The organism is Microbacterium sp. KKR3/1 (assembly GCF_021272365.1).
Classification (GTDB): Bacteria; Actinomycetota; Actinomycetes; order Actinomycetales; family Microbacteriaceae; genus Microbacterium; species Microbacterium aurugineum.
This window is the reverse complement of the sequence record NZ_JAJSDW010000001.1, coordinates 1,341,804-1,355,191: the sequence shown is the minus strand read 5'-3', so window position 1 is coordinate 1,355,191 and position 13,388 is coordinate 1,341,804. Positions and strand designations below refer to the sequence as shown.

General features: G+C 67.9%; 13 protein-coding genes. 7 read left to right on the top strand and 6 right to left on the bottom strand.

Features of this window, described 5'->3' with window-relative positions:
- The first annotated feature begins 3 nt into the window (after window positions 1-3).
- Entirely contained in the window at window positions 4-1,122 is a 1,119-nt protein-coding gene (locus LVJ59_RS06435) for a hypothetical protein (RefSeq protein WP_232762412.1), read from the top strand.
- The gene (locus LVJ59_RS06430) at window positions 1,106-2,281 is read left to right on the top strand and encodes a hypothetical protein (RefSeq protein WP_232762411.1); all 1,176 of its coding nucleotides are present in this window, start codon (window positions 1,106-1,108) and stop codon (window positions 2,279-2,281) included. The genes LVJ59_RS06435 and LVJ59_RS06430 overlap by 17 nt, the downstream gene beginning before the upstream one ends.
- Before the next feature lie 7 nt (window positions 2,282-2,288).
- Here the strand turns inward: LVJ59_RS06430 and LVJ59_RS06425 are convergent, their stop codons facing one another.
- Window positions 2,289-3,494, bottom strand: a complete 1,206-nt coding sequence (locus LVJ59_RS06425) for a class I SAM-dependent methyltransferase (protein ID WP_269816761.1) — start codon at window positions 3,492-3,494, stop codon at window positions 2,289-2,291.
- Between the two features lie 169 nt (window positions 3,495-3,663).
- Between LVJ59_RS06425 and groES the strand changes: the two genes are divergently transcribed.
- The 3 genes from groES (at window position 3,664) to LVJ59_RS06410 (ending at window position 6,401) form a co-directional block, all read left to right on the top strand.
- Entirely contained in the window at window positions 3,664-3,960 is a 297-nt protein-coding gene (gene groES, locus LVJ59_RS06420; protein ID WP_047524164.1) for a co-chaperone GroES, read from the top strand.
- Between the two features lie 110 nt (window positions 3,961-4,070).
- The gene (rarD, locus tag LVJ59_RS06415; protein ID WP_232762409.1) at window positions 4,071-5,003 is read left to right on the top strand and encodes an EamA family transporter RarD; all 933 of its coding nucleotides are present in this window, start codon (window positions 4,071-4,073) and stop codon (window positions 5,001-5,003) included.
- Between the two features lie 144 nt (window positions 5,004-5,147).
- Window positions 5,148-6,401: an ABC transporter substrate-binding protein gene (locus LVJ59_RS06410; RefSeq protein WP_047524166.1), complete on the top strand. Its 1,254-nt coding sequence runs from the start codon at window positions 5,148-5,150 to the stop codon at window positions 6,399-6,401.
- A 121-nt stretch (window positions 6,402-6,522) separates the two neighbouring features.
- On the opposite strand, the gene LVJ59_RS06405 is transcribed toward LVJ59_RS06410, so the two are convergent.
- The 4 genes from LVJ59_RS06405 to LVJ59_RS06390 are packed head-to-tail and all read right to left on the bottom strand — an operon-like array spanning window position 6,523 to window position 10,539.
- Window positions 6,523-7,290 carry an ABC transporter ATP-binding protein gene (locus LVJ59_RS06405; protein WP_047524167.1) on the bottom strand — a complete coding sequence of 256 codons (768 nt, stop codon included), beginning with the start codon at window positions 7,288-7,290 and terminating at the stop codon, window positions 6,523-6,525.
- A complete protein-coding gene (locus LVJ59_RS06400) occupies window positions 7,287-8,282 on the bottom strand; it encodes an ABC transporter ATP-binding protein (protein WP_232762408.1) in 996 nt (331 codons plus the stop codon). The genes LVJ59_RS06405 and LVJ59_RS06400 overlap by 4 nt, the downstream gene beginning before the upstream one ends.
- Window positions 8,272-9,249: a branched-chain amino acid ABC transporter permease gene (locus LVJ59_RS06395; RefSeq protein ID WP_131492557.1), complete on the bottom strand. Its 978-nt coding sequence runs from the start codon at window positions 9,247-9,249 to the stop codon at window positions 8,272-8,274. Before LVJ59_RS06395 ends, LVJ59_RS06400 begins: the two co-directional genes overlap by 11 nt.
- A 3-nt stretch (window positions 9,250-9,252) precedes the next feature.
- Entirely contained in the window at window positions 9,253-10,539 is a 1,287-nt protein-coding gene (locus LVJ59_RS06390; RefSeq protein ID WP_081997086.1) for a branched-chain amino acid ABC transporter permease, read from the bottom strand.
- A 319-nt stretch (window positions 10,540-10,858) separates the two neighbouring features.
- Here LVJ59_RS06390 and guaB point away from each other — a divergent pair, with 319 nt between their 5' ends.
- The gene (gene guaB / locus LVJ59_RS06385; RefSeq protein ID WP_131492556.1) at window positions 10,859-12,361 is read left to right on the top strand and encodes an IMP dehydrogenase; all 1,503 of its coding nucleotides are present in this window, start codon (window positions 10,859-10,861) and stop codon (window positions 12,359-12,361) included.
- 67 nt (window positions 12,362-12,428) lie between these two features.
- Here the strand turns inward: guaB and LVJ59_RS06380 are convergent, their stop codons facing one another.
- The gene (locus tag LVJ59_RS06380; RefSeq protein ID WP_232762407.1) at window positions 12,429-12,824 is read right to left on the bottom strand and encodes a hypothetical protein; all 396 of its coding nucleotides are present in this window, start codon (window positions 12,822-12,824) and stop codon (window positions 12,429-12,431) included.
- A 153-nt stretch (window positions 12,825-12,977) separates the two neighbouring features.
- Here LVJ59_RS06380 and LVJ59_RS06375 point away from each other — a divergent pair, with 153 nt between their 5' ends.
- A complete protein-coding gene (locus LVJ59_RS06375; protein WP_232762406.1) occupies window positions 12,978-13,292 on the top strand; it encodes a DUF2277 domain-containing protein in 315 nt (104 codons plus the stop codon).
- Window positions 13,293-13,388 lie beyond the last annotated feature (96 nt).

The following is a 13,388-nucleotide window of genomic DNA, read 5'->3' as shown; positions in this document are numbered from 1 at the left end:
CGGATGCTCGACGCCGAGGAATCGGAGGAGCTGCGCTCCCTGCACGCACGGGCCTATGGCCGCGACTCCGCACTGACGGCCGCTGAGGCGGTGCGGCTCCGCGAACTCGAGGACCGCCGGCGGACCTCGGCCGCTGCGCCGAAGAGCGAGGAGCCGACGCAGCTCCAAGGCGCGGCGCACGTCGATGGGACGGACTCCGTCGGGCCGTCGCCGGGTGAGCGCCGCGATGAGCCCTCGCCGGCGGATCGGTCGGGAGGCGAGATGTCCGAGCCGATCGCGGAGGCACACGCCTCACCGGGATCGTCGCTACGGTCGTTGCTCGCCGTGACGCGATCGCACTGGCGACCGGTCGCCCTCGCCACCGTGGCCGTACTCCTGGTCGGGTTGGGTGTGGGGTGGCTCGCCTTCGGTCGGTCCCACGACGCACCCGTCGCGCTGTCCCCTGAGCAGCAGCAGTGGGAGGACGACCTCGTCGCGGGTGGGGACTACGATCCCGGCTCGGTCCGTGCGCTCGGGGTGGAGGAGGGAGCGGTCATCTGGACCGCGACGAAGGACGGTCGCGAGCGCACGTGTCTGATCCTGAGCACGGGCGATGTGACCCTGCCCAACTGCGACGAGACGGAGTCCGTGTCCGCGCAGGGCATCTACGGTTCGATCACGGTGCGCTCCGAAGAAGACCTGCAGCGGCAGATCAGCGCGCAGATGCTCTTCACCGCGTCGGGTGAGCCTGCCGTCGCGGTGAACTCGTACGACTACGATCCGACGCAGAGCGGGATCACGTATGCGAACGACGAGGAGTCACAGACCGCGGCGCGACTGACGCGCGAGGGCTTCGACGCCGGTTCCCTCTGGGTGGTCGGCTACGACGGTGACGTCCCGCTCTGGACGGCCGTGCAGAGCGACACGCAGAGCTCCTGCCTGATCTATGACGGATCCACCGACGATTCCCCGCAGACGTGCCTCGATCCCGAGACGATGCAGGAGCAGGGGGCGAGTCTGGTCCTCAACGTCGTCGACGCCGATTCCGGTGCCGTCACGCACTTCGAACTGGCCTCGAGCACGGGCCCCGGATACCTCGTCATCACCCACGAAGCGGACGCCACCGGTGCAGCCGAGGACTGACGCCGAGGAGCTTCGGGCGCTGCAGCAGCGGGCCTACGGCCGCGGGACACGGCTGACGGAGGGGGAGGCCGAGCGCCTGCGCGAGCTGGAGGAGCAGCGCCGCTCTCCGATCGAGCCCCCGCCGTCGGCTGTCGACGAGGCCGGTGCGGATCCCTCGGCGGACGACGAGGGTCCCCCTGCGGAACAAGCGCCTGCGGACGCGTCGGTCGAACCTTCCGTGCCGGTCGCGCCTCCAGTCAGCGACGAACCCGTGCCTCGCCGGGGCGCGCTGCGGCAGCACGTCGTGGCTGCGATCGCGGGGGTCGCCGTCGTGCTCGCGGTCGGCATCGGAGCCGGCTGGGCACTGTTCTCGCCGCGGGACGCGAGTATTCCCCTGACCGGAGAGCAGCAGCAGCGACGTGCCGAACTCTCGGCCTCGACGTTCGATCCCGGCTCCGTCCGTGCGGTCGCCGAGTCGGACGACGCCCTTGTCTGGTACGCGACCAGGGAGGACGGCGCCCTGAGCTGCATGGTCCTCGATGCGAGCGGTCGGGAGCAGACGGACTGCCTCCCGGTCGACGAGGTCGACAACGGGTTGACCGCGGTTCTCCCCGTGGAAGCGGACGGGACGATCGGCGAGGAGTCTTCCGGCGACGGGGCCTTCGGCGTGGAGACGGTCATCGCCACGTTGCGCCTGTCGGTCGACGGTGAGCCGATGGTGGGGATCCAGCGCTGGGGCGGACCGTCGTCGCTGGCGGCGGAGTTCCCGGAAGAGGTGCGCGATCGCGCCGAGGAGCTCGCGGCGGACGGCTTCGGCTTCGGGCTCTCATTGATCACCATGTTCCGGGGGGAGCCCGTCTGGCTCGCCGACCGCCTCTCGGCGCAGGGCACGACGGACAGGTGTCTGATCGTCGACGCGGGCGGACCCATGGCGTGCGTACCGTTCGAGACGGCGGTGGAAGGAGGGCTCGCCACGCAGGTCGTCGACGACGACACGCGCGACGGCAGGGCGACGATCACGGCGCTCGAGCTGAGGTTCACAGGGCAGCAGAACGCGTATCTGGTGGTCGCCGAGGGCGTGCCCGTCGCCACCGTCCCGCCGGGCGAGTCGTTCTTCGTCGATGCGCCACCCGGAGACCCGATCGAGATCGCACCGCCGGGGGCGGGAACCGGCAGCTGAAAACGGATCAGCTCGCGGCGGAGACCCGGTCGGCGAGGATCGCCACGCGTCGATCGCCGATGCGGGCGAGGATCAGCGTCGCCTCCTGGTCTCCCCGCAGCGTGAGCTTCTTGCGGAAGGCCGCCGGGTCGACGTCGACCCCGCGCTTCTTGATCTCGAGTCGCCCGATGTCGTGCGCCTTCAGCGCGGTACTGATCGCCTTGGGGTTCGCCGGCATCGTCTCGCGCACGCGGAAGGACTGCACGAAGGGGCTCGTCAGCGCCGAATCGGATGTCAGGTAGGCGATGTGCTCGTCGAGCATCCCGGCGTCGAGACTCCTGGCCACATCGCCGATCAGACGCGCACGGATGACGGCACCGTCGGGCTCGTGCAGGAAGGCGCCGAGCTCACGCACCGGCTCATCGGCGGCATCTGCGGGTGCGGTGAGCTCGTGGGACCGGTCGTCGCGGATCACCAGGGCCGCGCGGCGGACCCCTTCACGGGCGAGGGCGCCGCTCCACACCACGAGCTCGACGACACTGCCGTCGGCGCTCACCCACTGCGACTCCGCGTCGGCGGGCAGCGCATCTCGGTCGTGCGCGGGGCCGAGCTTGATGCCCGTGGACACGCGGCGTGCGACGTCGAACGCCCAGTCGAGGGAGGGGGAGTAGTCGTCGGCCGACACGCGCCGCGTCTCACCGTGACCGGAGGTGCGTCGGGCGGGATCCATCCAGATCGCCCGGTCGTCCGCGGCGGGCATCGTCTCGAAGGCGTCTTCGGCGGTGTCGTGGCGCACCCTCGCGCTGTCACCGAACGGCGCGAGGTTGTAGGCGGCGATCGCGGCGGTGACCTCATCGGCGTCGACTGCCAGCACGTCGAGCCCGGCCCCGGTGAAAGCCAGAGCGTCACCGCCGATCCCGCAGCCGAGGTCGGCGACAGCGGTGAATCCCGCGCCGCGGATCCGCTGCGCGTGGCGAGCGGCGACTCCGAGCCTGGTGGCCTGCTCCAGGCCCGCGCGGGTGAACAGCATGCGTCCGGCGAACGGTCCGAACTTGGCGGCAGCCTTGGATCGCAGGTGAGCCTGTCCGACGACCGCGGAGACCAGGTCGGGGGAGTGGCCGGCGGCGCGCAGCCTCGAGACCGCGCGAGCGACGTCGGAACTCGATCCGACCGTCCCGACAGCGTCGAGGAGTTCGAGACCGGCGGGGGTCAGCAGGGCGCGCAGCTCGGACATCTCCACGCCCTCAGCCTAATTCCCCGCCACGCGCGGAGCCGTCTCGAGCGGGTGTGCTGGCACTCGCATTGCGTGAGTGCCAGCACACCGCCTACACTGGCATTAGCACTCTCGGGTTGAGAGTGCGAACAAGTCTTTCGTGTCAGCGTCAAGAAAGAAGAGGTAGACCGTGTCGGTTTCCATCAAGCCGCTCGAGGACCGGATCGTCATCAAGCAGGTCGAGGCCGAGCAGACCACCGCGAGTGGCCTGGTCATCCCCGACACCGCCAAGGAGAAGCCCCAGGAGGGCGAGGTCGTGGCGGTCGGCCCCGGCCGTATCGATGACAACGGCAACCGTGTTCCGATCGACGTCGCCGTCGGCGACCGCGTGCTCTACAGCAAGTACGGCGGCACCGAGGTGAAGTTCGGCGCAGACGAGTTCCTCGTCCTGTCCGCTCGCGACGTCCTGGCGGTCGTCGTCCGCTGATCTGCGGAACCTGATCCGGCCCCTCCGCGGGTCAGGGTCGAGGTCCTCGAAGGGGCCCGGATGCATCGGCATCCGGGCCCCTTCTGCATTCCCGGCGCTAGTGTTGTGCGGTGACCCCTGAGACGACCCGCGCCACCCGGATCGCGGGGGTCGCGTACGCCGGAGCCGCCTACCTGCTCTGGGGCGTGCTTCCGCTCTACTTCCTCCTGCTCGCACCGACCGGGCCGTGGGAGGTCGTCGCCTGGCGGGTGCTGCTGTCGTTCGTGTTCTGCCTCCTGCTGCTCACCGTCACCCGCGGGTGGGCCGCGTTCCGAGCGATCCTCCGGCAGCCCCGGCTGCTCGGCTGGACGGCGCTCGCCGGGCTCCTGATCTACGTCAACTGGCAGGTGTTCCTCATCGGAACCCTCAGCGACAACGTGATCGAGACGAGCCTGGGCTACTTCATCAATCCGATCACCACGGTGCTGCTCGGGGTCTTCGTCTTGAAGGAACGCATCCGTCGGCTGCAGTGGGCGGCGATCGCCATCGCCGCGATCGCCGTCGTCGTGATCATCGTGGCCTACCGTGCCTTCCCGTGGATCGCGCTCTCGCTGACCGCATCCTTCGGTATCTACGGACTCATCAAGAAGAAGATCGGTCCGGCGGTCGATGCCGTCAGCGGGCTCACCCTCGAGTCGTTCTGGCTGATCCCGATCGCCGTCGCGCAGCTGATCGTGGTGTCGATGACCCCGGCGGGCATCACGATGGGCGCGAACGGAGGGGTGCACGCTCTGCTGCTGGCGTTCGCGGGAGTCGCGACGGCGGTACCGCTGCTGTTGTTCGCCGCGGGAACCCGGCGGATCAACCTCACGGTGATCGGCATGATCCAGTTCATCACCCCGGTGATGCAGTTCCTCATCGGCGCCGTCGTCCTGAAGGAGCCGATGCCGCCGGAGCGCTGGGCGGGATTCATCCTCGTCTGGATCGCCATCGCCGTGTTCCTCGTCGATCTGCTGCTCGCCGGGCGCCGCGGCCGTCGGATCGCTGCGACCGAACTCGTCTGAACCCGGGTCTCTTCTCCGCCCGAACCCGGTCTCGGATCGTTAACGCACCGAGATACTTGCGATCCCTGCACGCGGGTATCACGGCCTAGTGTTAGAGCACCCGCCTGTGGTCACAATCCACGTTCAGTTACGCAAGGGAGCATCATGAACGCACTGAAGGGCTCGCGCACCGCGAAGGTCTTCGCCGGGATCGCTTTGATCAGCGCATCCGCCATCGTCGTCGCCGGCTGCAGCAGCACGCCGAACGCCGAGCCGAGCGAGGGTGGTGAGAAGCCGGCCGTCGATCTGACACTCAAGCTCGGCTCGCTCCTGCCCGCGACCGGTTCGCTCGCGTTCCTCGGCGCTCCGATGGAGGCCGGTGTCCAGCTGGCCGTCAACCAGATCAACGAGGCTGACGCCGGCGTGACCATCGACCTCACCACCGCCGACGAGGGCGACCTCGACAACAAGGCGTATGAGACCTCGATCACCAACCTGCAGAACGCCGGCATCACGGCCATGGTCGGTGCCGCATCGTCGAGCGTCACCAAGCTCATCCTCGACGGCAACGCCGGTGCGGGCATCCTCACCGTCTCGCCGTCGAACACGTCCCCGGACTTCACGGGCATCAACCCGCTGTACTTCCGCACGGCGCCGAGCGACAACCTCCAGGGCGAGGTCCTCGGCAACGAGATCGCCGAGGACGGTCACAAGACGCTCGGCATCATCTACCAGAACGACCCGTACGGCACCGGTCTCTTCGAAGCCATCAAGGCGACGTTCGAGAGCACCGGCGGCGAGGTCGTCGCGGATGCGTCCTACAACCAGGGCGACGGCCAGTTCAACGCGCAGGTCTCGGAGATCGCTGCGGCGAACCCCGACGCCGTGGCCGTCGTGTCGTACGACCAGTTCGCGACCATCGCGCCGCTCCTCGGCAACGCCGGGGTCGACACCGGTTCGCTGTACCTCGTCGACGGCAACCTCAAGGACTGGGGAACCGACATCCCGGTCAGCCTCGAGGGCTCGAAGGGCACCCGCGCCGGCGCCGAGCTGCCGCAGGACTTCCTCGACCAGCTGAACGAGGTCTGGACGGCTGACGGCAACGACCCGATCGACGCCGTGACGTACTCCGCCGAGGCGTACGACGCCGTCGTCCTGATGGCGCTGTCGGCTCTGGCCGCCGGCTCGGTCGAGGGTGCGGACATGGCGGAGCAGATGCGCACCGTCTCCGGTGGCGACGGCGATGGCGAGAAGTGCTCCACGTTCGCGGAGTGCGCCGACATCATCAACGGCGGCGGCACGGCGGACTACGACGGCCTCTCGGGCGAGATCACGTTCGACGAGAACAACGACCCGAAGGGCGCCGCGATCGGCGTCTACGAGTTCGACGCCGACAACGTCACCTCGCGCATCAAGTAATCGCGCACAGGAAGGCCCCGGATGCATGCCATCCGGGGCCTTCTTCTGTGCGGTCACCCTGCTCCGGTCGCAAAAAGGCTCGGTATCCACGCGGATACCGAGCCTTTTCGCGACCGGAACGTCAGGCGGCGTCGGTCCCGAGCGTCCCCAGGTAGAGGCCGATGACCTTCGGATCGTTCAACAGCTCGCGACCGGAACCCTCGTAGGCATCCTTGCCCTGATCGAGCACGTAGCCGCGGTCGCAGATCTGCAGGCAGCGCCGGGCGTTCTGCTCCACCATGATCGTCGTCACGCCGGCCTTGTTGATGTCGGAGACCCGGATGAAGGCATCGTCCTGCCGCACGGGGGAGAGGCCGGCCGACGGCTCGTCGAGCAGCAGCACGGAGGGGTCCATCATGAGCGCCCGGGACATCGCGACCATCTGCCGCTCACCGCCCGAGAGCGACCCGGCGCGCTGCTTGAGTCGCTTGCCCAGCTCGGCGAAGATGCTGCTCACGAACTCGAGGCGCTCGGCGAAGATCTTCGGGTTCTGGTAGAGCCCCATCTCCAGGTTCTCCTGGATCGTGAGCGAGGGAAACACGTTGTTCGTCTGCGGCACGAAGGCCACACCGCGGCGGACGAGCTTGTCGGCCTTGAGGCCCACGATGCTCTCGCCCTTCACCGTGACGTCGCCCGAGCGGATCTCGACCATGCCGAAGATCGCCTTGAGTAGGGTGGACTTGCCGGCGCCGTTCGGTCCGATGATGCCGATCAACTCGCCCTTGTGGGCCACGAGGTTGGCTCCGTTGAGGATGTTCACTCCCGGCAGGTAGCCGGCGTGCACATCGGTCAGCTCGACGATGACGTCGTCGTTCTTGATCTCGTTGCGCTCGACGGGTGCGTCGGTCATGACTTCTTCTCCTCGATGTCCTCGGCCTCTTCTTCGGCCTCGACCTCGGTCTCGATCTTCTCCCGGATGCGGAGTGCGTCCTCCTCCGAGATCACGGGGAGGCGACCGGTGACGGCGCCGAGATCGAGATCCTGGTGCGCCCCGAGGTAGGCGTCCACGACGGCGGGATCCTCCATGACCTGGTCGGGCGGCCCCTCGGCCACGACCCGCCCCTCGGCCATCACGACCACCCAGTCGGCGATGTGCCGGACCATGTGCATGTCGTGCTCGACGAACAGCACGGTCATCCCCTGCTCCTTGAGGTCGAGGATGTGCTCGAGCAAGGACTGTGTGAGGGCGGGATTGACGCCGGCCATCGGCTCGTCGAGCATGACCAGGGTCGGATCGCTCATGAGGGCGCGGGCCATCTCGAGGAGCTTGCGCTGACCGCCCGAGAGCGATGCCGCGAAGTCCTGCTCTTTGGCATCGAGCTTGAAGCGGGTGAGGAGTTCGTGCGCGCGCGCCTCGATCTCCTGGTCCTGCGTGCGCCAGAGGAAGGGGAACAAGCCCGCCCAGAACCCTTCGCCGCGCTGGTCCTTCGCGCCGAGTTTCATGTTCTCGAGCACGGTGAGCAGCGACAGCGACTTGGTCAGCTGGAACGTGCGCACCTGTCCCATCCTCGCCACCTTGAAGGAGGGGATGCCCGAGAGGTTCTTGCCGTCGAACGACCAGGTGCCGGCGTTCGGCTTGTCGAAGCCGCACAGCAGGTTGAACAGGGTCGTCTTCCCGGCACCGTTCGGACCGATCAGGGCGGTGATCGCCCCGCGAGGGATCTCCAGGTGATCGACGTCGACCGCGGTGAGGCCGCCGAAGCGGCGCTCCACGGCATCGGCGATGAGGATCGGGTCGACCTTCTTGACCCCGGGGGCTGCGGGACCGGCGGCGAGACCGCCGGTCTTGGCACGGGCTGTGGTCTTCGCGGGCGTGACCGCCGCGTCGTCGTTACTTGACAAAGGTCATCTCCCTCTTGTTTCCGAGGATGCCCTGGGGGCGGAAAATGACGATCAGCATCAGCACGACACCGATCACGATGTACCGCACGACGTCGGCTTGCGCGCTGGACATCGGGAGGTAGCCGGCGTTCGCCATCGCGGGGAGGAGCGCGCCGAGGAAGGCGAACACCACCCAGAACAGCACCGCGCCGAGTGTGGGTCCGAGCACGGTCGCCGCACCTCCGAGGAGGAGGATCGTCCACAGGAAGAACGTCAGCGACGTGGAGTAGCTGCCCGGGATCACCGCGGACGGCAGGATGAACACGACGCCTCCGAGGGCGCCGATGACGCCACCCACCACGAGGGCCTGCATCTTGTAGGCGAAGACGTTCTTGCCGAGCGAGCGCACCGCGTCCTCATCCTCGCGGATGCCCTTGAGCACACGACCCCACGGGCTGCGCATGAGCGCCCACACCACGAGCACCGCCACCGCGAGGCTGATCAGACCGACGACCCGGACCCAGAGGTCCGTCGCGTTGTAGGTCCACGGTCCGAAGCCGTAGGTGCCGGGAGGGAACGGGTTCGCATCGCGGAAGCTCTGGTGGTAGCCCGAGAGTCCGCCCGCCGAGTTCGTCCAGTCCTTGAACAGCTCGGTCACGAACAACAGGCGCACCACCTCGGCGGTCGCGATGGTCGCGATGGCCAGATAGTCGGCGCGGAGACGGAGGGTGGGGATACCGAGCACGAGAGCGAAGACCGCCCCGCCGAGCAGGCCGACCAGAAGCGCCGCCCACCAGGGGAAGCCGAACGTCAGGATCGAGATCGCGTAGCCATAGGCGCCGATGGCCATGAAGGCCGCCATGCCGAAGTTGAGCAGTCCGGTGTATCCGAAGTGCACGGCGAGCCCCGTTGCCGCGAGCGCGTAGGCGATCGTGGTCGGGCTGAAGAGATAGGAGGCGGTGTTGCCGAAAATGCTGCCGAAGTCCATGCGTCAGCCCAACCTTTCCTTGCGCCCGAGGATGCCCTGCGGTCGCACCAGCAGGATCACGATCAGTGCGACCAGTGCTGTCGCGTACTTGAGGTCTGTCGGTACGCCGAACAAGGTCGACACCTCGACCGCGAGGCCGACGATGATCGAGCCGATCAGGGCGCCGATCGCGGAGCCGAGACCGCCGAGCGTGATCGCACAGAACATCAGCAGCAGCATCTGCATGCCCATGTCCCACTTGACCCCGGGGCGGAAGTACGCCCACAGGATGCCGGAGATCGCCGCGAGCGTGCCGGCCAGGATCCACACCGTGCGGATCACCTTGTCGACGTCGATGCCCGAGGCGGCGGCCAGCTGCGGGTTGTCCGAGATCGCTCGGGTCGCCTTTCCGGTGCGGGTCCTGGTGAGGAAGAAGGCCACGCCGAGGATCACGATGATGCTCGTCGCCATCGCGATCATGTCGATGTAGGAGAGCGAGATGGGTCCGAGCTTGATCGGCTCGGGACTCGCGCCCGGCAGCTGGTAGGTGCTCCCGCCGATCATGTACTGCATGCCGTAGCGCAGGGCGAGGGAGAGGCCGATGCTCACGATCATCAGTTGGACGACACCCAGGCCTCGGCGGCGCAGAGGCTTCCAGATCCCCGCATCCAGTGCCCAGCCGAGTGCCGCACCGCCCACGACCGCGGCGAGGATGCCGAGCCAGGGCGGAAGGTTCCAGAACGTGGTGAAGAGCAGCATGACCACCGCGCCCCACGTGACCATCTCACCGTGGGCGAAGTTCGACAGGCGGGTGGTCCCGTAGATCAGCGCGGCGCCCATCGAGGCGAGGCCGAGCAGGAGACCGAAGTTCAGTCCGCCCACCATGCGCGAGAGGAGCTGATCGAGGAAGGAGACCGTCACCCGTTCGCCGGCACCGAGGAAGAAGTTGACGATCTTGGTCCCGGTGAGGCCGAATTCGAGCTCGAACGAGGCCGTCGTCCCCGACACCGGTTGGATGCCTTCGGGGAGCTGGGTCGCGTCGACGATCACTCCGTCCGGAAGCGTGGATTCGTCGACCGTGAGGGTGTACGTCTCCTTCTCGGGCACGTACAGGCGCCACTTGCCCTCGGCGTCGGTCTCGGTCTCGGCCTCGAAGCCGTTGCCCTCGATGGACATGACGACGCCTTCGACGGGCTCGTCCGCGTTGGTGACGACGCCGGCGAAGTAGAAGTCGGTGATCTCCTGTCCGTCGTCCGTCGTCTCGGCCGAGGCCGATGAAGGGGGCAGGAGCAAGACGGCGCTGAGCGCCATGAGGATACCGAGGAAGGCGACCAGCCAGGGGCGCTTTCGATGCACGGCGATTGTTGTGGGTCCCACGCAACCTCCACTTTGAGTGCTGTGTCTCCGCGGTCTCGGGTTCGACCGCGGGGATGGACGACGCACTTGAGCGTAATGCGCGATCGGCGAATCACCTACCGTCGGGGCCAACGGTCCGGTAACGACGGGGATCTGGGAATGTTCTCGGGCGTGTCTCGCTTAGAATCTTCATACGGGCCGCTGCCCCGCGAACGGCCGACGTCGACCACCCCCTCGCACTCGGACATGCGCGACACGCGCAGAAGGAGACTCCATGGAACAGCACGATCCCTTCGGCTTCGTCGGACTGACGTACGATGACGTGCTGCTCCTGCCCGGGCACACCGACGTGATCCCCAGCGAGGCGGACACCTCGTCGCGGATCACGCGGCGCATCTCGGTCGCCACCCCGCTGCTGTCGAGCGCGATGGACACCGTGACGGAGTCGCGCATGGCGATCGCGATGGCGCGTGAGGGCGGCATCGGCATCCTCCACCGCAACCTCTCCATCGCGGATCAGGCCGCGCACGTCGACCGCGTCAAGCGCAGCGAATCGGGCATGATCACCGACCCCATCACGACCACGCAGGACGCCACGGTCGAAGAGGTCGACAACCTGTGCGCGAAGTACCGCATCTCGGGTCTCCCCGTCGTCGACGACGAGGGCAAGCTCGTCGGCATCATCACCAACCGCGACATGCGCTTCGTGTCCGGCTTCGAGCGTCAGAGCACCTTCGTCAAAGACGTCATGACGCGGGAGAACCTCGTGACCGCTCCGGTCGGCGTCGCCGCCGGCGAGGTCATCGCCCTGTTCGCCAAGCACCGTGTCGAGAAGCTGCCGCTGATCGACGGCGACGGCAAGCTCGCAGGACTGATCACCATCAAAGACTTCGACAAGAGCGAGAAGTACCCGCTCGCGACCAAGGACGACCAGGGGCGACTCCGCGTCGGTGCGGCCATCGGCTTCTTCGGAGACGCGTGGGAGCGCGCGGAGGCGCTGCGTGACGCGGGCGTCGACGTGCTGGTCGTCGATACCGCCAACGGACAGTCCCAGGGCGTGATCGACCTCGTCCGCCGTCTGAAGGCCGACACATCGTTCGAGCACATCGACGTCATCGGGGGGAACGTGGCGACCCGGGAAGGCGCGCAGGCTCTGGTCGACGCCGGCGTCGACGCGGTGAAGGTCGGCGTCGGACCCGGATCCATCTGCACCACGCGCGTCGTCGCGGGCGTGGGCGTGCCCCAGGTCACGGCCGTCTACGAGGCGTCGCTCGCCGCTCGTCCCGCCGGTGTCCCGGTGATCGCCGATGGTGGTCTGCAGTACTCGGGCGACATCGCGAAGGCCCTCGTCGCCGGCGCCGATGCGGTGATGCTCGGTTCGCTCCTGGCCGGCACCGACGAGTCGCCCGGCGAGATCGTCTTCCAATCGGGCAAGCAGTTCAAGCAGTATCGCGGCATGGGCTCGCTGGGTGCGATGCAGACGCGCGGCAAGCAGACCTCGTACTCCAAGGACCGCTACTTCCAGGCCGACGTCCCGAGCGACGACAAGCTGATCCCGGAGGGCATCGAAGGGCAGGTCCCGTATCGCGGGCCGCTCGCCGCCGTGGCCTATCAGCTGGTCGGAGGCCTCCGGCAGTCGATGTTCTACGTCGGCGCGCGCACCATCGAAGAGCTCAAGACGCGGGGCAAGTTCGTCCGCATCACCTCGGCGGGGCTCAAGGAGTCGCACCCGCACGACGTGCAGATCGTGGTCGAAGCACCGAACTACAAGAAGTAACCTCTGCAGACGAGGAGGGACCGGATACCGCGGTATCCGGTCCCTCCTCGTCGTGGTGTCCCCGCGGTCAGCCGCAGGTGTAGGTCACGCCGCCGACCTCCCACACGCCGGGTCCGAGGTCGGCGCACATGCCGATGAGTCCGGCGAAGACGGTGACGACGAGGATGATCGCGACGATCTCCAGGATCGTGATGATCGCGCCGACGATGATGCCCGCGATGGCGAGCCCCTTGGGCTGACCGGCCTTGCCGAGCTTCACGGCGGCCACGATGCTGATGACCAGGCCGACGGGCGCCATGAGGAATGCGAGGACCAGTCCGACGATCGACAGCACCCGGCCCGGCGGAGTCGGCGTGGGCTGCGAGTAGGCAGGAGCGGGAGCAGCCGGGTAGCCGCCTCCCGGGGCGGCCGGGGCTCCGGAGCCGGGGGTCGGCTGCTCAGGGTATGGCGGGGGATTCGTCATGTGCTGTCCTGTCTCTGGGGGTACGAGGATTGTGCCCGGCGGCTCCGGACGCCCCGAGCGTAGCGAAGCGTCGACGCCCGCACCATCCCCTCCGGACGCGGCGCGGTCGCACGGACTCTTCCGCCGACGCGGCCCCAGGCGTAGCGTGCGGGTATGTGCCGAAACATCGTCCCGCTCAACAACCTCGAGCCTGCCGCGACCGACGACGAGTGCCACGACGCAGCCCTGCAGTTCGTGCGCAAGATCGCCGGGACGACGGCACCGTCCCGTGCCAATCGAGCCGTGTTCGATCGCGCTGTCACTGAGATCGCACAGGCGACCCGGGTGCTCCTGGACGAGCTCGTCACGACGGCGCCCCCGAAGAACCGCGACGAGGAGGCGGCCAAGCGTCGGGCTCGGTCCGCAGAGCGCTACGAGGCGATCCGGGTGTATCAGCAGGAGAAGCGCGCGGCACGTGCGGCCTCGTGAGAACGAAGCCGCCGGGAAGGCGGTCGTGTATGCCAGAATCGACATACCCCGCTCGACTTTCCCGGCGGTTCCGGTGATGAAGGCACCGAGATCGCA